The following is a 19,383-nucleotide window of genomic DNA, read 5'->3' on the forward strand; positions in this document are numbered from 1 at the left end:
TCTGGCGTTGACTTTTGGCACGCTGTTGAGTTCTCAAGGAACGGACGCTTCCTTTGTGCCTGTTTCACCAGGCTCTCCGGGCGCTTCCCTTCGGTCTTGCGTTTCCGACTCTATCAGATCCTTGCGGGCCCGATTTTCGCCGGTGCGTTTCCGCCTTTCGGCTTCTTCGCGTTTCCGACTCTACCAGATCCGTTTCCGTGTCTGGCCCCTGTCGGAGCGGGGTCGGCCGTTCGGCTTTCGCTTTCCGGCCTTTCCGACTCTATCAGATCCTATTTCGTTCCGTTGCCGGTCCGAATTCGTTTCCGATTCCCCGTCGGAGGGGGTCCGCCGTGGTGCGGCTATTTGATCTGCCGCGCCTTTCGGCGTGATCACTACTTTAGCGGAATTCCTCGTTGACGCATAATCACGTCACGGTCCGAATTTCGGCATACCGAAATCAGTCCCGGTGAGGGGCCGTGCAGTAGTGGTGTGCCGCGAAGCGGCGGGATGGTCGCCTCAGAACCGTTTCGGCTCTGTGGCAACTCGGAGAACACTACGGATCGGGAAGGGCAGTGTCAACTCGCGTCAGTCAAGGTCACTCAGACGCCCGTCGGCGTCCGGCTGGGCGTCCTCGACGCGGCGCAACAGACGGGTCAGGACCTGGCCGAGGAGTTGACGGTCCTCGCCGGAGAGGTCCTGGAGGAGGTCCTCCTCGAAGACCGTCGCCAGGCGCATCGCCTCGAGCCACTTCTCGCGACCCTCGTGGGTCAGCGCGACGATGACGCGGACGCGGTTGGTCTCGTCGCGCTCTCGCGTGACCAGCCCCTCGTTCGCCATGCGGTCGATGCGGTGGGTCATGGCGGCCGGCGTGAGGCCGAGGAGCTTGGCGAGTTCGCCGGGGCCCATTTGGTAGGGGGCTCCGGAGACGACGAGGGCCTTGAGGACCTCCCACTCGGCGTTGCTCAGTCCAAGGGTGGCGGTCTGCCGCCCGTAGGCGACGTTCATCCGCCGGTTGAGGCGCTGAAGTGCGGAGACGACCTGCTCCACCTGGGGGTCGAGGTCTTGGAATTCGCGCTGGTAGGCCGCGATCTGTTCCTCGAGGCTCGGCTCGGCAGCGTCGGCGGCCGCATCTGAGGGCTCAGGCATGCGGCGCAGTATGACATGGAAGTCATTGGCGTTGAAGTTCTTCGGCGTGTACTCTTTAGCTTCGAACTTTAGAGTTGAAGTCTTCAGGGTGAGACTGTCCGGTTTCGGACGGTCCTCGCCCTGGCGTCTGTGGCAGCTCCTCGGTTCGTCCCCTTATCCCGTTCGATGACCTGACCTAGGTAGGTGAGTGTGACCACCGCGATGGGCGCCGCGTTGCGCCGGATCCAGCTCGGGAACGCGCTGAGCGCGTTCGGGAGCGGCTTCACCGTTCCGTATCTGTACGTCTACGTGGCGAAGGTGCGGGATCTCGGCGCGAGCACTGCCGGTGCGGTGCTGGCGATGCTTGCGGTGGCCGCGCTGGTCGTCCTGCCGCTGACCGGTCGTGCCATCGACCGGCGCGGGCCGCTGCCGGTGGCCATCATCGGTACGGTCTCCGCCGCCATCGGTTCGCTGGGGATCGGGCTGTCCGCCACCGAGCCGCTGGTCATCGCGTCGGCCATCGCCCTCGGCGCCGGGATAGCGGTCATCCAGCCGGCGCTCGCGACGATGATCGTGTGGTGCTCGACGACGCTGACGAGGTCGCGGGCGTTCGCCACCCAGTTCTTCATGAACAACCTGGGGCTGGGCGTCGGTGGACTCGTCGGCGGGCTGCTGGTCGACGAGACGCATGCGTCGAGCTTTGTGCGGCTGTTCGCGATCGAGGCCGTGATGTTCCTGGTGCTCGGCGCGGCGGTGGCGACCGTACGGCTGCCGCGGGTGCCGAAGGTCGAGGACGCGGTGCCGACCGAGGAGCGGGCCAAGGGTGCCTGGCGGGCGATGTTCGCCGACCGGCGGATGGTGTGGCTGTGCGTCCTGGGGTTCGTGCTGTTCTTCGCCTGCTACGGGCAGTTCGAGTCGGGGCTGGCGGCCTACGCGACCGAGGTCACCCGGATCGCGCCGTCGAGCCTGGGTATTGCGCTGGCGGCCAATACGGCGGCGATCGTGGCGGCTCAGTTCGTGGTGCTCAAGCTGGTCGAGCGGCGGCGGCGCAGCCGGGTGATGGCGCTGGTCGGGATGGTCTGGACGGTGGCGTGGACAGCCGCCGGGCTGTCCGGGCTGGTGCATGGCGCGCAGGTGGTGGCGACGACGCTGCTGATCTCGACGTATGCGCTGTTCGGTATCGGTGAGTCGATGCTGTCGCCGACGGTGGCTCCGTTGGTGGCCGATCTGGCGCCGGCTTCCCTGATCGGCCAGTACAACTCGGCATTCGCCCTGGTCAAGCAGCTGGCGCTGGCGGTCGGTCCGGCCGTGGGCGCGCTGATGGTGGGGCACGGGATGTATGTGACGTACATCGGGATGCTCGTGGTGTGTGCGCTGGGGATCACGGGGTTGTCGTTGTGGCTGGGGCGGATGCTGCGTCCGGCGCAGGACAATCCGCACCGGGCGGTGGCGCCCCTGCCCGCGGCGCGGGTGCCGGCCGAGGCGGAAGCCGTGGCCTGCGGCGCCTGAGCCTCGGGCCGTCGGGGTCGGGCCTTGAGCCCACGCGACCGGCGCCGTCCGTGGCGCCGCGTCTTCATGCCAACGGCCCCGGTCCGATCGGACCGGGGCCGTTGGCGTATGTCGCTATCCGCGAGGCAGCGCGAATTCGCACCAGACGGCCTTGCCGCCGCCCGGGGTGCGGCGGGAGCCCCAGGACGAGGCGATGGTGGCGACGATGGAGATGCCCCGGCCTGCCTCGTCGGCCGGTTCGGCGCGGCGGCGGCGCGGGAGATGGTCGTCGCCGTCGGTGACCTCGACGATCAGACGGCGGTCCGTGCGGCGCAGGCGGAGGCGCATGGGCGGGGTGCCGTGCTGGAGGGAGTTGGCGACCAGTTCACTGGCGGCCAGCACGCCGAGGTCGTGCAGCTCGGTCGGGAAGCGCCAGGAGGCGAGGACCCCGGAGGCGAAGGCGCGGGCGCGCGGGGCCGCTTCGGTGCCGCCGTGGAGTTCGAGCGCGGCGTTGTGGAACAGCTCGGCTTCATGGCCGGTCCGTTCGGGGTGCTGCAGGACCAGGATGGCGACATCGTCGTCGTGACTGGCGGTGATGCCCAGGGAGCGCAGCAGGCGGTCGCAGACGATGTCCGGGGCGCCGGCCGCACCGGCGAAGGCGCGCTCCAGGGCCTCGACGCCGTGGTCGATGTCCTTGTCGCGGCGCTCGACCAGGCCGTCGGTGTAGAGGACGGCGCTGCTGCCGGGGCTCAGGGGTACCGAACCCGAGGTGTGCAGCCAGCCGCCGGTGCCCAGGGGCGGTCCGGTCGGCTCGGCGGCGCGGCGGACCGTGCCGTCCGGGTCGCGTACGAGGATGGGCAGATGGCCGGCCGAGGCGTAGACGAGCCGGCCCTCGTTCGGGTCGTGGACGGCGTAGACGCAGGTGGCGATCTGGCTGGCGTCGATCTCGGCGGCCAGGCCGTCCAGGAGCTGCAGGACCTCGTGCGGCGGGAGGTCGAGGCGGGCGTAGGCGCGGACCGCGGTGCGCAGCTGGCCCATGACGGCGGCGGCGCGCACCCCGCGGCCCATGACATCGCCGATGACCAGGGCCGTACGGCCGGCGCCGAGGGTGATGACGTCGTACCAGTCGCCGCCGACCGCGGCGTCCGTGCCGCCGGGTTGGTACGTGGCGGCGACACAGAGGTCGTCGGGCTGCTCCAGTTCCTGGGGCAGCAGGGAGCGTTGGAGGGTGACCGCGGCCTCGCGCTGGCGGGCCTCGCTGGCCCGCAGCCGCTCGGCGGACTCGATCTGGTCGGTGACCTCGGCGCCGAATACCAGGACGCCTTTGTGCGGGGCGACGCAGGCGACCTCGGGGTCGGGTGCCGGGCCGCTCGCCGCGACCTCGATCGGGGTGCAGGTGAAGGTGTAGTAGCCGTCGCGGGAGCGGTCGCCGCCCGCGCCGCCGGAGACCTTGCGGGACTTGACCGTCCGCGGTTTGCCGCTGCGCAGGACCTGGTCCATCAGGGGGAGCAGGCCGAGCGTGTCGAGCTCGGGGAGGGCTTCGCGGGCGGTGTGGCCGGCCGGCCGGGAGCCGAAGACGCCGGCGTAGGCGCCGTTGACGTAGGCGAGGCGGTGCTCGGGGCCGTAGACGACGGCGACGAGGGCGGGGATGGTGCCGAGGATGTCGTGGACGGACAGCGCGTCGACCGTGGGCGGCAGGGCCAGGGGGGCGGCTTCCCGGGGCGGCGCCGTTTCCGCGTGCTCGGCGCGGGCCGCGGGGACGGAGCCCGTGGTCGCGGCCGTCGGGGCGGCCGGCGTGTCGTTGTCCGCCGCGGGCACGGCGGACGGCGCGGGTACGGCGGACGGGCCCGGGGACGCGGCGGGCGGGACCGCCGGCGTGCCGGACGCGGGGCGGGGTGCGGCGCGGTCGGACCGCGCGGCGGCACGCCGTTGTGTGCCGGGGAATTTGGCGCTCCAGCGCGTGAAGATCACGGAGGGGTACCTCTTACTTCGCGTCGTCGCGCGGGCTCGGGCCGTCGGCATGGCGGGACCTCCCGGCCGGGGGCCGGGGAAAGGTCGGCTGGGGACACTCTCGGCGCCCTTTTGCGGAATGCAGCAAACGTCCAGAATCCTCGTGATTGTCACTCTTTGCAGATACGAGCCCACCCATGGTCACACGTCCAGTGTGGCCGACCGGACGGACATCCGTCAGTGTCCGGGTGCCGGTGTGGAGTTCCGCACTCCGGAACCTCCGGCCGTTCCAGGCCTGACGGCACGTCAACTCTGTGCGGTACGGCGGGTCAACTGGCTTCGTTGTGCCGTCCGGTTCCCGCGGCGAGTTCGAACTCGGCGCGCGGATTCTCCAGCGAGCCGAGCGAGACGATCTCGCGTTTGAACAGGCCGGCGAGCGTCCATTCGGCGAGCACCCGCGCCTTGCGGTTGAAGGTCGGCACCCGGCTGAGGTGGTAGGCGCGGTGCATGAACCACGCCGGGTAGCCCTTCAGCTTGCGCCCGTAGATGTGCGCAACGCCCTTGTGCAGGCCGAGCGAGGCCACCGAGCCGGCGTATTTGTGCTCGTAGTCCTGGATCGGGCCGCCGCGCACCGCCGCCGCGATGTTCTCGGCGAGCACCTTGGCCTGGCGGACGGCGTGCTGTGCGTTGGGCGCGCACAGCACGCGGGGCTCGTCGGGCTTGGCGGGCGGCGGCGCCGTCAGGTCGGGGACCGCGGCCGCGTCGCCGGCGGACCAGGCGTGTTCGACGCCGTCGACCTGGAGCGCGGCGGTGCACTGCAGGCGACCGTGGGCGTTCAGCGGCAGCTTGGTCGCGGCCAGGATGGGGTGCGGTTTGACGCCCGCGGTCCACACCAGGGTCCGGGTCGGGAAGCGGGAGCCGTCGCTGAGCTGGGCGACCCGCTTCTCACAGGAGTCCAGCCGGGTCTCCAGCCGTACGTCGATATTGCGGGCGCGCAGCTCACGTACGGCGTAGCGGCCCATGTCGGGGCCCACTTCGGGCAGGATCCGGTCGGTCGCCTCGACCAGGATCCACTTCATGTCCTCGGGCTGGATGTTGTGGTAGTAGCGGACGGCGTAGCGGGCCATGTCCTCCAGTTCGGCCAGCGCCTCGACGCCCGCGTAACCGCCGCCGACGAAGACGAAGGTGAGCGCGGCGTCGCGGACCGCGGGGTCGCGGGTGGAGGAGGCGATGTCGAGCTGTGCGAGGACGTGGTTGCGCAGTCCGATGGCCTCTTCGACGGTCTTGAAGCCGATGCCGACGTCGGCCAGGCCCGGGACGGGCAGGGCGCGCGAGACCGAGCCCGGCGCCAGGACCAGCTCGTCGTACTCCACCTCGACGGCGCCGTTGCCGGTCTCCTCCGCGGCCAGGGTGGTGATGGTGGCCCTGCGGTCGCCGTGGTCGATGGCGGTGACCTCACCGATGACGACCTTGCACTGCGGCAGCACCCGGCGCAGCGGTACGACGACATGGCGCGGGGAGATCGAACCGGCCGCGGCCTCGGGCAGGAATGGCTGATAGGTCATATACGGCTCGGGGTCGACCACGATGATCTCGACGGCGCCCTGCTGCAGCTCCTGCTTCAGCTTCCGCTGCAACCGCAGGGCGGTGTACATCCCCACGTAGCCGCCGCCGACAACGAGAATGCGCGTCACGTCGTTCGAAGACACAGTCTTCACAGAGGTTCTCCTCGCGGTGTCGACCAGGCCCGGGGCGGCACCGATCCGGAGGGCGGCCGGCGGCACGGCCACCATCGGGAGCTGCACCCCCGGGAAAGCACAGCACCCTTCCATGACGCACCGCCGGAGCGCCTTTGTCCACAGGCCCGTCGAAATGTATGACCGGCCGCTGCCCTGGGGACGGAACGGCATATTCCGTGTGTGCGGGAGGAGGCGCCCTGGTCAGGGGGTGGGTGGCGACGGAAGAGCGGGGGCGTAAACCGGGCGGATCAGGCCCCTTGGTCCGATCGGGGGGCGCATTGCGCGGAACGCCCCCTTCATTCTTGACCCGGGCTCAACTATGTTCGTATCTCGTTGGGGTGCACCCTGTCATCGGTACGCCCTGACTGTCAGGGCGGGGAGTCTCCGGGGGGAGACGACATTACCGGGGGATCACTATGCACATTCAGGGCTCTCATTGGCCGACCACCGTCGCTGTGGCACATGCCTCCGACGGCGCCGGGAGCGAGAAGGAAAACGACAGAACCAACGGCAACGGCACCGGTGTGAGCAACGGTGCCCGCACGGGGGCGCGCGGCCGGAGCACGCCGCTGCGGGTGGATGCCCAGCGCAATCTGGAACATGTGCTGCGCGCCGCGCGCGAGGTGTTCGGCGAGCTGGGATACGGCGCGCCCATGGAGGACGTGGCACGACGGGCCCGGGTCGGTGTCGGCACGGTCTACCGCCGGTTCCCGAGCAAGGACGTGCTGGTGCGCCGGATAGCCGAGGAGGAGACCTCACGGCTGACGGACCAGGCACGTACGGCGCTGGGCCAGGAGGACGATCCGTGGTCGGCGCTGTCCCGCTTTCTGCGGACCTCGGTCGCCTCGGGTGCCGGACGGCTGCTGCCGCCGGGCATTCTGCGGGTGAGCGCGGACACCGACCGGCCCGCTGAGCCGGCGGCGGACGGCACCGAAGGGCCTCGGGTGCCGGACGGCCTGAGCGAGGCACGGGTGCCGCAGCAGCGGATGGCGCCCGGCACGGACGGGGTTCCCGTCGATCTCCGGCTGGTCGCCTCGCGCGACACCCCGGAGGGCGAACCGGCCGCGCCGGCCGCTGCCGAGGGGACGACCGGCGCCGACGCGCTGCTGGAGGTCGTCGGGCGGCTCGTGGAGCGGGCCAAGGAGGCGGGTGAGCTGCGCGCCGATGTGACGGTCTCCGACATCCTGTTAGTGATCGCCACGGGCGCGCCCACGCTGCCCGATCCCGGCCATCAGCAGGCCGCCTCCGCACGGCTGCTGGAGATTCTGCTGGAAGGGCTGCGTTCGCGCCCCGTCGGGTGAGACTCGGCGGCCGACCCCGTACGGGTGGACCCGATCGCCGGGTCCACCGGAGGGCCGGTCCGCCGGACGGTGTAGTACGCGACCGCGGAACCCGTAGGGGCCCCTAGGGGTGCGTACGGGTTCCGCGCATGGTGTCCCGCCCGTACGGGTCCCGCGGAGAGCATGGCCCGTATGCGTGGAATGGCTCGTAAGGGTGAACGTCCGTGCGGTCGTCCGTGCACACCCCGGATGAGTGGATGGCGCTCAGGAGCCTCAACTGCCGGGGTTCCGTATGGCACGCTGGCGCGGTATTCCGGTGTGACGGCGGCTTCGGGGGCCTCGAAGATGGGTGTTGACGGGCGGGACGGGCGGCGCGACGGCGAGGCCGGGGTGGACGGGACCGAGGGGACGCCGTCCGGACGGATCCCGGGCCAGGCCGGGCCGTTGGGGTCGAGCGCCCCGGCCGACGGGCCGGCTGAGCGGCACGATCGCGCCGACAACCCGGCGGACGAGGGGCACGGCGTGCCGCCGCAGCGGGAGCGCTCCCGCCGGGCGGGCCCGGCCGGCACCCCCGAAGGCGGCGATATTCCGCCGTCCGACGCCCAGTTGCTCGCCGATCTGCGGGCCGGGGACGACAGTGCGTACGAGGAGATGTACCGCAGGCACTCCGTGGCGGTCCGGCGCTACGCCCGGGGCTGCTGCCGGGACGTGCACACCGCGGAGGATCTGACCGGCGAGGTCTTCGCGCGCACGCTGCAGGCGGTGCGCGGCGGCGCGGGCCCTGATTCCGCGGTGCGCGCCTATCTGCTGACGACCGTCCGCCGGGTCGCCGCCTCCTGGGCGAGGACGGCGCGGCGGGAGCAACTGGTGGAGGACTTCGCGGTGTTCGCGGTGTCCGTGGCCGGTGCCCCGGGGGACAAGGACACCCTGGACCTGGGCGCGGAGGTGCGCGCCCTGCACGAGGCCGAGCAGTCGATGGCCGTGCAGGCGTTCCGCAGTCTGCCGGAGCGGTATCAGACGGTGCTGTGGCACACCGCCGTCGAGGACGAGTCGCCCAGCGAGGTCGCCCCGCTGCTCGGACTGACCGCCAACGCCACCGCCGTACTGGCGCACCGCGCCCGGGAGGGCCTCAGGCAGGCGTATCTGCAGGCGCACGTCAGCCGGTCGCTGACCGCCGGCGGCGACTGCGCCCGGTACGCCGACCGGCTCGGCGCCTATGCCCGTGGCGGGCTGCGGATGCGGGCCGAGCGGGGGCTGCGCAAGCATCTGGACGCATGTGCCCGGTGCCGGGTGGCCGCGCTGGAGGTCGAGGACGTCAATCAGCGGATCGGGGCGCTGCTGCCGGTCGCGGTCATCGGCTGGTTCGCCGGTGGGTACGCCGTCAAGGCGGCGGCCGCGGCGGTGGGTGTCGCGGGGGCGGGCGCGGCGGCCGGTGCCGGTGCGACGGCTACGAGCGGTGGTGGTTCCGGTGCGACGGCGGTCGCGGGCGGTAGCGGTTCCGGTGCGGCGGGAGGTGCCGGTGGTGCCGCGGGTGAAGGGCTGGGCGCTGCGGTGAAGGTCGGTATCGGCGTGGGGGCGACGGTGGTGGCGGGCGCGGCGCTGGCGCTGGCGCTGACCGGCTCCCCGAAGCCGGCGCCGGAGCCGCGGGCCGGGTCCGCACAGCCGGCCCCGGCCGCGCCGCGGAAGCGGGCGCCCGGGCCGTCGAGGTCGGTGCTCCCGCCGGCGGCCGGCGCGGCACCGGCCCCGAAGCAGAGCGCGAAGCCGCAGCGGACGTCGCCCCCGGCGCGCACGTCGCGCCCCGAGCCGCAGCCCGCCCCGCCGCGGACTCCACAGCGGCCCACGCCCCACCCGGACCCGCCGTCGGCTCCGGCCCCGCCATCGGCGCCGGCCCCCGGGCCCACGCCGCCGGAACCCTCACCGAAGCCGCCGCTTCCCGCCCCGACCGCCTACCGGCTCAATGCGCTCGACCACGACTTCACGGGCGACGGCAGCAAGCCGGAGGTGCGCACCGTCGGGAGCAGCTGGCTGTGGCAGCGGCAGTCGCCGAAGATCGCCGGCACGACGTATGCGGGTGGCGTGAGCATGCACGCGCAGTCCTCGGTGACCATCGACCTCAATCGCCGGTGCACCGCGTACGACGCCGTTGCGGGCATCGACGATCTCAGTCTGGGGCTGGGGTCGCTGCGCTTCTCCGTCTACGCGGACGGGGTGCGGCAGTGGCGGTCGGCGGCGGTGCGCGGCGGGGAGAGGGCGGTGCCGGTGCATGTTCCGCTGGCGGGCCGTAGGACGCTGCGGCTGGTGACCGAGTCGACGTCGCCCGTTGATGTGGTGGCGCTGGGGGACTGGGCGCAGTCGACGATCAGCTGTCGTTGAGGGGCCGGGACGGCTGCCGGCCCTGGGTGTCGGGGGGCGGGGCCGGGCCGCCGGCTTCGGGGGGCGGCGCCAGGAGCGCGACGGCCTCGGCGGGAGTGAGGCGTGCGCCCTCGGCGTGCAGGGCCTCGTAACCGTCGACACGTATGCCGTCGTATCCGCCGTCCCGTATGCCGTCACTCATGCCGCCGCGGATGCCGTCGTATCCGCCGCCGGGTAGGCCCGCGCCCGCGCCGTCCAGTTCAGCGCGGAGCGTGGCCGCCGTGTGCTGTACGTCCTCCTCTTCGGGGACGTTCCTGGGCACGTCCCCGCGCCAGGCGTCCGCGGCGCCCAGCAGTCGGGCCGCGTCGTGCGGACGGCCGGCCCGCTGCAGTGCCAGGGCCGCGGACTCCACGACGGCCGCCAGCAACGGCTCGGTGCAGTAGAGCGTCAGCCCCGCTCTCAGCGCCTGATGGCACCGGCTCAGCGCTTCCGTCAGCTCGCCCGCCTCCGCGGCTATCCGGCCCGCCAACGCGTCCAGTACCACCGTGAATCGGGGCGGCGGGGTCCCCAGCGCGGCCGCTGCGCGCGCCGCCTCACAGGCCTCGCGCGCCGCCTCGGGCATTCCGCGCCGCAGGGCGATCCGGGCGCGCAGGGAGTGGTTGAAGGCCCGCGGGTCCTGTACGCCCCACTCGGCGGCCTGCTCGTCCGCCCGCACCAGCGCCTTCTCGGTGCCGTCCACATCACCGCCGGCGAAGTGGAGTTCGGCCAGCCGGGACAGGATGAACGGCCCCTCCATGTACGCGCCCAGCTCGCAGGTCAGCGCGAGCGCCTCCTCGTAGGCCGTGCGTGCCTCGTCGTAGCGGCCGCGGATCTGGCGCATCTCGGCCGTGGCGGCGGCCACCTGGGCGAGCATCCAGCGGTCGCCGACCCGCCGGGCCAGCTCGGTGAGCTCCTGCTCGTCCGCCTCTGCCGACTCCAGTCCGCCGGGCAGATCGATCGCGAGATGCGTACGGAACATCAGCGAGACGCCCAGCTCCCAACTGCCGCCCAGTGCACGGGTGGTGGCCACCGCCCCCTCCATGAGCGGCAGGATCTGGTCGTAGCCGCCGAGGAAGTACACGGTGAACGGCCACAGCAGACCGGGGAAGCGGGCACTGCGCGGATGCGGGCGGCGGTAGGCGGTCAGCAGCCGGTCGATCAGGGCGCGGTGCTTCGGGGTGTCGTCCTTGCGGTCGAGGCGCTGGTCCTGGAGCAGGAAGAGGAGCAACAGCCGGAGGTCCGTCTGCGCCCAGAACGCCGGGTCCGTTTCGGTGAGGTGCTCCGGGCCGGGACGGAGGGCCGCGGTCCGCTCCGCCCAGGAGGCGCCCTCCTCGCGGTAGTTGCGCAGCCACCAGAACCAGCCCATGGCCATGACGGCCCGTTGTGCGGTGTCCGCGTCCCGGCCGGTGACCGCGCGGTGCAGCACCGCCCGTACGTTGTCCAGTTCGGCCTCGATACGCGCCAGCCAGGGCAGTTGCTCGGCGGAGCGGATACGCGGGTCGGCGTCCGTGACGAAGTCCAGGAAGTGATCCGTGTGCCGGGCGAGGGTGCGTTCGTGCTCCTCGGGACGGCCGGCGGCCCGCTCCCTGGCGTAGGCGTGGATGGTCTCCAGCATGCGGTAACGGGGCTCGGCGCCCCGGTGGTCGACGATCAGCAGCGACTTGTCCACCAGCGCCCCGAGCCGGTCGAGCACGTCCTCGGCCCCTTCGCCGCACACCGCCTCGGCCGCCGCGAGGGTGCAGCCGCCGGCGAACACCGACAGCCGGCGCAGCAGCGCGCGCTCGCGCTCGTCGAGCAGATCCCAGGACCAGTCGACGACCGCGCGCAGCGTCTGCTGGCGCGGCAGCGCGGTCCGGCTGCCGCTGGTCAGCAGCCGGAAACGGTCGTCGAGCCGGTCGGCGATCTGGCGCGGGGAGAGCAGCCGCAGCCGGGCCGCGGCCAGCTCGATCGCAAGCGGCAGACCGTCCAGCCGGCGGCAGATCTCGTCCACCGCCGCCGGATCGTCCGCGGTCCGGAAGTCCGGCCGCACCGCCACCGCCCGCTCGGCGAACAGCTGGTGCGCGGGCTCGGGTGGCAGCGTCTCCAGGGGCCGTACGACCTCGCCGGGTACGCCCAGGGGCTCCCGGCTCGTGGCCACCACGGTCAGCCCCGGGCAGTGCCGGAGCAGCAGATCGGCCAGTGCGGCGGCGGCGCCGACCACGTGCTCACAGTTGTCGAGGACGAGCAACAGGCGGCGCGGCGCGCAGTGGTCGACGATCCGGGCCGCCGGGTCGGTGTGCTCGGCGGCCTTACGGGCCTCCATGGCCGGCGCGAAGACGGCGGTGTCGCGTCGTCCGAGCGCGGACAGCACGGCCCCCGGCACCGCCTCGGGCGCATCCAGCGGCGCGAGCTCGGCGATCCAGACCCCGTCGGGGTGGTCCCCGGCCAGCGAACCGGCCAGCTGCTCGGCGAGCCGGGTCTTGCCGGAGCCGCCCGCTCCGGTGAGCGTGATGAGCCGGGCCCGATGGGACCGCAAGGCGTACTGGAGCGAGGAGAGTTCGGCCTCCCGTCCGACGAAGGAGTTGAGCCGGGCCCGGAGATTGCCGCAGCGGGGCCCCGCTTCCGGGGCCGGGGCCGCCGCGTCCGAGGCCGGAGCTGCCGCCTGCGGCTCCGCGTGCTGTGCGAGCAACCGGGCGTGCAGCGCGCGCAGTTCGGGCCCCGGGTCCGCACCGAGCCGGTCCACGAGCAGCTGCCGGGTCTGCTCGTACGCGGCCAGCGCATCGGCGCCCCGTCCCGCGCCGTGCAGAGCCCGCATCAGCTGGGCCCGGAACGGTTCGTCCAGGGGATGGTCCGCGGTCAGCTGCCGCAACTCGGGCAGCAGCTCCTCGGCACGGCCGAGCGCCAGATCCGCGTCGATCCGGCGGTGCAGCGCCGCCAGCCGCAACGCCTCCGGGCCGTGGGCGGCCGCCGCCGCGTCGGGCAGATCCGCCAGCGCCGGACCCCGCCACAGCGCGAGCCCCGCGCGCAAGGTCTCGGCCGCCGCGGCCGCATCTCCCTCCTGCAGCTGGCGCGTACCGTCGGCAACCAGCCGCTCGAAGCGCTGCAGATCGACTTCGTCCGGCCCCGTGACCAGCCGATACGCGCCCGGCAGCGACTCCACCGCGCCCTTGCCCAGCGTCCGCCGCAACCGCCCGACCAGCGCCTGCAACGCACCCGGCGCATCCTGCGGCGGCGCATCGACCGCCCACACCTCGTCGATCAGCGTCTCCACGGCCACCGGCCGCCCGCCCCGCAAGGCCAGCGCGACCACCAGCGCCCGCACCCGCGCGCCGCCCAGCGGCATCGGCTGCCCCCGCGCGTCCAGGACCTCCGTCGCACCCAGAATCCGAAATCTCACCCGGTCATTGTCCCGACCCACGCCGCTCCCCCGATTTTTATCCACAACCCGGACTCGCCCGGCCCCTCGTTATCCACAGCCCCGCACAGGTGGCTGCCCACTTTCCGCCCACGCAGGGTCGGCCGCGCCGCAACGGGCGGGCGTGGGCCGGAGGCGGGCAACGGAACCCACCCCCGTCAGGTCACCCGCCGACGACAGCGCCTCCGGGCTCAAGCCAGGCGGGCACGGGGCACCACGCCACCCGCGACCGCCTTCTGGCGCGGCGCCCCCGCCCCCGTCCAGCACGTCCCCCGTCGCGCCACCAGCCGCCGCAGCCACAGCTCCGTGGAGACCAGCTCGGCCAGCCCGTCCAACGGCAGCGCCGCCCCCTCCGCCGCCGACCGCAGCGCCTTGCGGACCACCCGGGCCTCCACCAGCCCCGCATCGGCCAGCAGCGGCGTGTCGAAGAGCTGCACCAGGTCACCGACGGCGCCTCGCAGCCCGGCGCGCACCGCTGCCGCGTGGGTGAGGTGCGAGGTGGCGCCCCACCCGGGCGGCAGATCCCGTACGCCGGCCCCGGCCAGTACGGAGCGCAGCACGGCGGCCCGCGCACCCGGCTGCACCCGCAGGGTGTCCGGCAGGGCACGGCAGGCGAGCACCACCTGGTTGTCGAGGAACGGGGCGTGCAGCCGCTGGTTGCGGACCTCGGCGGCCTGCTCGAAGACGCGGTGGTCAGCGGCCTGGCGGGCCAGCGCGGCGCGGGCCCGCCGCTCCCCGGGGCGGCCCACGGCGGGCGAACGGGTCGCCGCATCGCTGAGCCGAACCGATACTTCGGCCAGCGCCTCCCCCGTGAGCCAGCGCGCCGCGGGCCCCGGTCCGCACCAGGCGAGCGCGGCCAGCGAGGCGTCCACGGCCCCGCCGGCCACCGGCTCGTCGGCGAACTGCCGCTCCAGGAGGCGCCGCGCCGTATCGGTGAGGCCGGCGGAGTACGGCGTACGGGCGAGCCTGCGGGCCGCGCGGTAGACGGTGAAGGGCACGAGGACGGACTGTGCGGAGGTGCCGTCGGCCTTGGCCAGCGCGGTGACCGGGCGCAGCAGATGGCGCCGGCGGCGGTCCATGAGGAGGTCGGCGAGGCGGGCCGGGTGGGCGTCGAGGACCTGGCGGGCGCCGTGTCCGACGAAGTGGTCGGCGCTGCCGGCCAGCAGCCGTCGGCGGTGGCGGCTCGCGCTGGTGAGGGAGGGGCCCGGCTCGTCCGTGAGCGGGCCGATGTCGAGGTCCGTATACGGGAGGGCCTCTTCGCCGGCCGCGACGACGACATGGTGCAGCCGCGGGTTGTCGGCGAGGCTGCGGGCGCGCTCCAACTCGGCGTCGTGGTAGGCCTGTCCGCCGCTCGTGGCGCGGTCGTTGAAGGTGACGGCCAGGAGGCGTTCGCCGTGGCCGTTGAGCCGTCCGGGCTGGCCGGGGAGGCCGGCGGCCAGCAGGGCGAGGGTTCCGGAGGCGCTGCCTCCGGAGAGGTCGGCGCCGATGCCGGGGGCCGGCGCCCCGCGCGCCGCGCGCCGTTCGGCGGGCCCCATGCCGGGCACCGGTCCGGGGTCGAGACCGTCGAGGCCGTCCGGATCAGGGGCGTGCCGGGGCCCGGCCAGCCGGGCCCGGACGGCTTCGACCAGGGCGTCGCGGACGCCGTCCACGGCTTGTTCCGGGGCGAGTTGGGGGGCGGCCACGGCGAGCGAGGCGGTCGGCTCGAAGGAGGTGATGTCGCGGGCGCCGCCGCGCAGCACCAGGGCGTGGCCGGGCGGGATGCGGCGGACCCCTTCGTACGGCGTGCCGGCGCCGAGGGCCTCGGGGATGTCCGGGCAGGCCAGCAGCGCGGCCAGGTGGCCGACGTCGAGGCTGGCCTCGACGAGGTCGGCGAGCGGGAGGGCGGCGGTGGCGTAGGCGGTGCCGCCGGCCCAGGGGGTGTGGAAGACGGGGCGGGCGCCGGCCAGGTCGCCGGTGACGGTGATCCGCCGTCCTACCTGGACGACGGCGGTGTAGCTGCCGGGCCAGGCGGTGAGATGGCGCAGTGCGCCCCCGCGCGCCGCGAACAGGCCCACCCGCAGCTGGTCGTTGGTGGCTCCGCAGGCGCCGAAGACGGCGAGCCGGGTCTCGGGGTCGGCCTGTACGACGCGCACCTCGTCCGGCCGCCAGTCGCCGACGGCCCAGAGGGGATCCGGTTCGGCCCAGAGGAGCTGGGCACCTACAGGGAGAACCGCACGGCTCTCCTCGCCGGCCGTCGGCCCCGTGGCGGCCTGACCCGTGGCGGCACTGCTCCACCCCACCAACCAGCGCATCGCCGCCTCCACCCGATTCCCCGTGCGCCGGGGCCAACGGCCGCCCCGTACAGCGGATTGCCCAGCCGTCGCCGGGCTGTTGTGGCGACCATGCTGCCATGACAAGGGCACGGGGGAGGCGCCGGAGCGGCCCTGTATACGGGCGGTTCGCGGTACGCGCGGCCGCCGAGGGGCCGTCGGCGGGCCCACGGGGGCGTCACGGGGGCGTCACGGGCCACCGCCGACGGGCCGCGAACGGCGGAGCGGAGGCGGCACGGAGCGCCTGCGGGACGGCCATGCGAGCGGGCCCGCGGAGCGCCCTCGCACCGTGCGCGAGCGCTCCGCCGCGCCGGCCCCGGAAGGCCCCCCGTGTGGCCCCCGGGGCGACCCCCGAGCGGGCGACGGCGTGAAATCATCACCCGTCGATTTTCGGCCAAAGTCCGTTCCCTACAGCCCAGTTGACGTATTGGGGCGTTGCGTCAACCGGTGGCACGGCCGGCCGGCGACCGGTCCGCGCGACGGTCCGGGAGGCGGGCTGCGCCCCCCGGACCGGACCGTCACCCGCGGGGAATGAGGTGACGGTATCCCCCAGCCCACTGGATCCAGTGCAGCGGGCCGACCCACGCAGAAGCCATGGAAGCGCTCCCGATAAGAGGGGGCCAGCGCGCACGGACGGGCGCACGGGCACACGTACCCGGAGCACATGCCAATTCCCGTACCCCTGTTTGAACACGAATCTCGCCATCCGGGACACCGACTCTTAACGGTCGGGATCCGGCGAACTACTCTGGGTGGACGCATGCCCCGGGGTACCGGGGCGGCCGTCGCTGTGTCGAGGGGTGCGCATGTCCAGGGATATACGCGGGCCGAACGAAAAGCTCGGCACTGTTCTCGCCCTCGCGGGTATCAGCAATGCCGGACTGGCACGCCGGGTCAACGACCTAGGTGCGCAGCGCGGACTGACGCTTCGCTATGACAAGACGTCGGTGGCGCGATGGGTCTCCAAGGGCATGGTGCCCCAAGGCGCCGCGCCGCATCTGATCGCGTCCGCGATCGGCAGCAAGCTCGGCCGGCCGGTCCCGCTGCACGAGATCGGGCTGGCCGACGCGGACCCGGCGCCCGAGGTCGGCCTGGCATTTCCCCGCGATGTGGGCGCCGCGGTGCGTTCCGCCACCGAGCTGTACCGTCTCGATCTGGCCGGACGGCGGGCGGGCGGCGGCGGCATCTGGCAGAGCCTGGCCGGATCCTTCGCCGTCAGCGCGTACGCCACCCCCGCCTCGCGCTGGCTGATATCCCCGGCCGACAGTTCGGTGGCGCGGGAGGCGGCCGAGGCGCGCGACAAGGACGCCGCGGCGGCCGGCGACGGCGGGATTCCGCAGCACGTCGGCCACAGCGACGTCAGCAAGCTGCGCGAGGCGGCGGAGGACGCGCGCCGCTGGGACTCCAAGTACGGCGGCGGGGACTGGCGTTCCTCCATGGTGCCGGAGTGCCTCCGGGTGGATGCGGCACCGTTACTTCTGGCCTCGTACAGCGACGAGGTCGGCCGCGCGCTGTTCGGGGCGACCTCCGAACTCACGCGGCTCGCGGGGTGGATGGCCTTCGACACGGGCCAGCAGGAGGCCGCGCAGCGGTACTACATCCAGGCGCTGCGGCTGGCCCGCGCGGCCGCCGACGTCCCCCTGGGCGGCTATGTCCTCGCCTCGATGTCCCTCCAGGCGACCTACCGCGGCTTCGCCGACGAAGGCGTCGACCTCGCCCAGGCCGCCCTGGAACGCAACCGCGGTCTGGCCACCGCCCGCACCATGAGCTTCTTCCGCCTGGTGGAGGCGCGGGCGCAGGCCAAGGCCGGCGAGGCGCGCGCCTGCGAGGTGGCGCTGAAGGCCTCCGAGGGCTGGCTGGAGCGCTCCCGCGGCGGCGACCCCGACCCGTCGTGGCTGGACTTCTACTCGTACGAACGCTTCGCCGCCGACGCCGCCGAGTGCTACCGCGATCTGCGGCTGCCGCGTCAGGTCCGCCGCTTCACCGAGCAGGCGCTGTCCCGCCCGACCGAGGAGTTCGTCCGCTCGCACGGTCTGCGCCTGGTCGTGTCCGCGGTCGCCGAACTGGAGTCCGGCAATCTGGACGCGGCGTGCGCGGCGGGCACCCGCGCGGTCGAGGTGGCCGGCCGGATCTCCTCCGCCCGCACCACCGAGTACGTCCGTGATCTGCTGCACCGCCTGGAGCCGTACGGCGATGAGCCCCGGGTGGTCGAGCTGCGGGAGCGGGCGAGACCACTGCTGGCGGCGCCGGCTTAGGGGCCGGTACGGGGCGGGCCGTGCAGAGACGGGCCGTGCGGGGACGGGCCGTGCGGGGGCCGGCCAGGCGCACCACCACCGCGGCGGACTGCCACCTCGGCAGACCGGCGCCCCGGCAGACCGGCCCCGGCGCCCCGGCATCCCGGGCCTGTCCGATCGGCATTGTCAGTGCCGGCCGTCATGATGGGATACGTCGTCGGCGATGATGCGCAGGTCCGCGGCGACGGGCGAGCCTGTGATCATGCGGTTGGGGAGGTGTAGTGGCGGCGTACGACTGCGATGTGCTGGTGATCGGTGCCGGCATCGTCGGACTCTCTACGGCCTACGCGATCACGCGTGCCGCGCCCGGCACGCGCGTCGTGGTCCTGGAGAAGGAGTCCGGTCCGGCCCGCCATCAGACCGGACGCAACAGCGGCGTGATCCACAGCGGCATCTACTACCCACCCGGTTCGCTCAAGGCCCGCTTCGCCCTCCAGGGCTCGGCGGAAATGGTGAAATTCTGCACCGAACACGACATCCCGCATGAGGTCACCGGCAAGCTGATCGTCGCCACGGACCGCAGCGAGCTGCCGCGGCTGCACGGCCTGATCCAGCGCGGCCGCGAACACGGCCTGCCGGTGCGCGAGCTGGGCCCGGCCCAGATAGCCGAGTACGAACCCGAGGTGCGCGGCGTGGCCGCCATCCGTGTCGGCACGACCGGCGTCTGCGACTTCGGCGCGGTCGCCCGCCGGTTCGCCCACCTCGCCGAGGACGCCGGCACCCGCATCGTCTACGGCACCGAGGTGACGACCATCGGCCGCCGCCCCGGCCGGGTCGCGGTCCGTACCGCCGACGGCACGGTCCACCGCGCCCGCGCCCTGGTCAACTGCGCCGGTCTGCACTGCGACCGGATCGCCCGGCTGGCCGGCGACGCCCCGGGCATGCGGATCGTCCCGTTCCGCGGGGAGTACTTCACCCTCGCTCCGGAGCGCGCCTCGCTCGTCCGCGGCCTGGTCTATCCGGTCCCCGACCCGGCCTTCCCCTTCCTCGGCGTCCACCTGACCCGCGGCATCGACGGCGCCGTCCACATCGGCCCGAACGCCGTCCCCGCCCTGGCCCGCGAGGGCTACGACTGGCGCACGATCCGCCCCGCCGAGCTGGCCGGCACCCTCGCCTACCCCGGCTCCTGGCGGATAGCCCGCCGCCACTGGCGCTACGGCGCCGGCGAACTGCACCGCTCCCTGTCCCGGCACGCCTTCGCCGACGCGGTCCGCCGCCTGCTCCCGGCCGCCCGCGAGGAGGACCTGGTCCCCTCCCCGGCCGGCGTCCGCGCCCAGGCCGTCCTCCCCGACGGCACCCTCGTCGACGACTTCCTCTTCGCCGAATCCCCCGGCATGATCCACGTCCTCAACGCCCCGTCCCCGGCCGCCACGGCCTCACTCCCCATCGGGCGGGAGGTGGCACGGCGGGTGCTGGGGGTGGTGGGGGACTGAC

Annotated in this window: 10 protein-coding genes; 5 read left to right on the top strand and 5 right to left on the bottom strand. The window is 73.4% G+C overall.

Translation table 11 applies throughout. From position 1 onward, the window contains the following. Window positions 1–564 precede the first annotated feature (564 nt). Window positions 565–1,125, bottom strand: coding sequence for a MarR family winged helix-turn-helix transcriptional regulator (locus ACWGI6_RS09030; protein ID WP_453266874.1), 561 nt, complete (start codon window positions 1,123–1,125; stop codon window positions 565–567). A gap of 189 nt (window positions 1,126–1,314) precedes the next feature. Between ACWGI6_RS09030 and ACWGI6_RS09035 the strand changes: the two genes are divergently transcribed. Next, window positions 1,315–2,613 carry an MFS transporter gene (locus ACWGI6_RS09035; RefSeq protein ID WP_453267000.1) on the top strand — a complete coding sequence of 433 codons (1,299 nt, stop codon included), beginning with the start codon at window positions 1,315–1,317 and terminating at the stop codon, window positions 2,611–2,613. Between the two features lie 114 nt (window positions 2,614–2,727). On the opposite strand, the gene ACWGI6_RS09040 is transcribed toward ACWGI6_RS09035, so the two are convergent. After that, window positions 2,728–4,563 carry an ATP-binding SpoIIE family protein phosphatase gene (locus ACWGI6_RS09040; protein ID WP_453266875.1) on the bottom strand — a complete coding sequence of 612 codons (1,836 nt, stop codon included), beginning with the start codon at window positions 4,561–4,563 and terminating at the stop codon, window positions 2,728–2,730. 308 nt (window positions 4,564–4,871) lie between these two features. Next, window positions 4,872–6,251 (bottom strand): NAD(P)/FAD-dependent oxidoreductase, encoded by a 1,380-nt coding sequence (locus tag ACWGI6_RS09045; RefSeq protein ID WP_453267001.1) that lies wholly within the window; start codon window positions 6,249–6,251, stop codon window positions 4,872–4,874. 446 nt (window positions 6,252–6,697) lie between these two features. On the opposite strand from ACWGI6_RS09045, the gene ACWGI6_RS09050 reads away from it, so the two are divergent. Further along, a complete protein-coding gene (locus ACWGI6_RS09050) occupies window positions 6,698–7,582 on the top strand; it encodes a TetR/AcrR family transcriptional regulator (protein ID WP_453266876.1) in 885 nt (294 codons plus the stop codon). A 324-nt stretch (window positions 7,583–7,906) separates the two neighbouring features. Beyond that, complete coding sequence (locus ACWGI6_RS09055; RefSeq protein WP_453266877.1) at window positions 7,907–9,934, top strand: sigma-70 family RNA polymerase sigma factor; 2,028 nt, start codon at window positions 7,907–7,909, stop codon at window positions 9,932–9,934. Here ACWGI6_RS09055 and ACWGI6_RS09060 read toward each other — a convergent pair. Together ACWGI6_RS09060 and ACWGI6_RS09065 are read right to left on the bottom strand one after the other, a co-directional pair. Continuing rightward, the gene (locus ACWGI6_RS09060) at window positions 9,921–13,328 is read right to left on the bottom strand and encodes an AfsR/SARP family transcriptional regulator (protein WP_453266878.1); all 3,408 of its coding nucleotides are present in this window, start codon (window positions 13,326–13,328) and stop codon (window positions 9,921–9,923) included. The genes ACWGI6_RS09055 and ACWGI6_RS09060 overlap by 14 nt on opposite strands. A 209-nt stretch (window positions 13,329–13,537) precedes the next feature. Then, window positions 13,538–15,637: an asparagine synthase-related protein gene (locus ACWGI6_RS09065; RefSeq protein WP_393909360.1), complete on the bottom strand. Its 2,100-nt coding sequence runs from the start codon at window positions 15,635–15,637 to the stop codon at window positions 13,538–13,540. 824 nt (window positions 15,638–16,461) lie between these two features. Between ACWGI6_RS09065 and ACWGI6_RS09070 the strand changes: the two genes are divergently transcribed. Then, window positions 16,462–17,910, top strand: coding sequence for an MFS transporter (locus tag ACWGI6_RS09070; RefSeq protein ID WP_327225871.1), 1,449 nt, complete (start codon window positions 16,462–16,464; stop codon window positions 17,908–17,910). 260 nt (window positions 17,911–18,170) lie between these two features. Continuing rightward, a complete protein-coding gene (gene lhgO / locus ACWGI6_RS09075; RefSeq protein WP_453266879.1) occupies window positions 18,171–19,382 on the top strand; it encodes an L-2-hydroxyglutarate oxidase in 1,212 nt (403 codons plus the stop codon). Window position 19,383 lies beyond the last annotated feature (1 nt).

It is taken from the genome of Streptomyces sp. NPDC054786 (genome assembly GCF_053611685.1).

Excerpts from the sequence above, each read along its gene's own strand:
- ACWGI6_RS09070 (WP_327225871.1), top strand. The coding sequence starts at position 16,462 with ATGTCCAGGGATATACGCGGGCCGAACGAAAAGCTCGGCACTGTTCTC.
- ACWGI6_RS09030 (WP_453266874.1), bottom strand. The coding sequence starts at position 1,125 with ATGCCTGAGCCCTCAGATGCGGCCGCCGACGCTGCCGAGCCGAGCCTC.
- ACWGI6_RS09065 (WP_393909360.1), bottom strand. The coding sequence starts at position 15,637 with ATGCGCTGGTTGGTGGGGTGGAGCAGTGCCGCCACGGGTCAGGCCGCC.
- ACWGI6_RS09050 (WP_453266876.1), top strand. The coding sequence starts at position 6,698 with ATGCACATTCAGGGCTCTCATTGGCCGACCACCGTCGCTGTGGCACAT.
- ACWGI6_RS09055 (WP_453266877.1), top strand. The coding sequence starts at position 7,907 with ATGGGTGTTGACGGGCGGGACGGGCGGCGCGACGGCGAGGCCGGGGTG.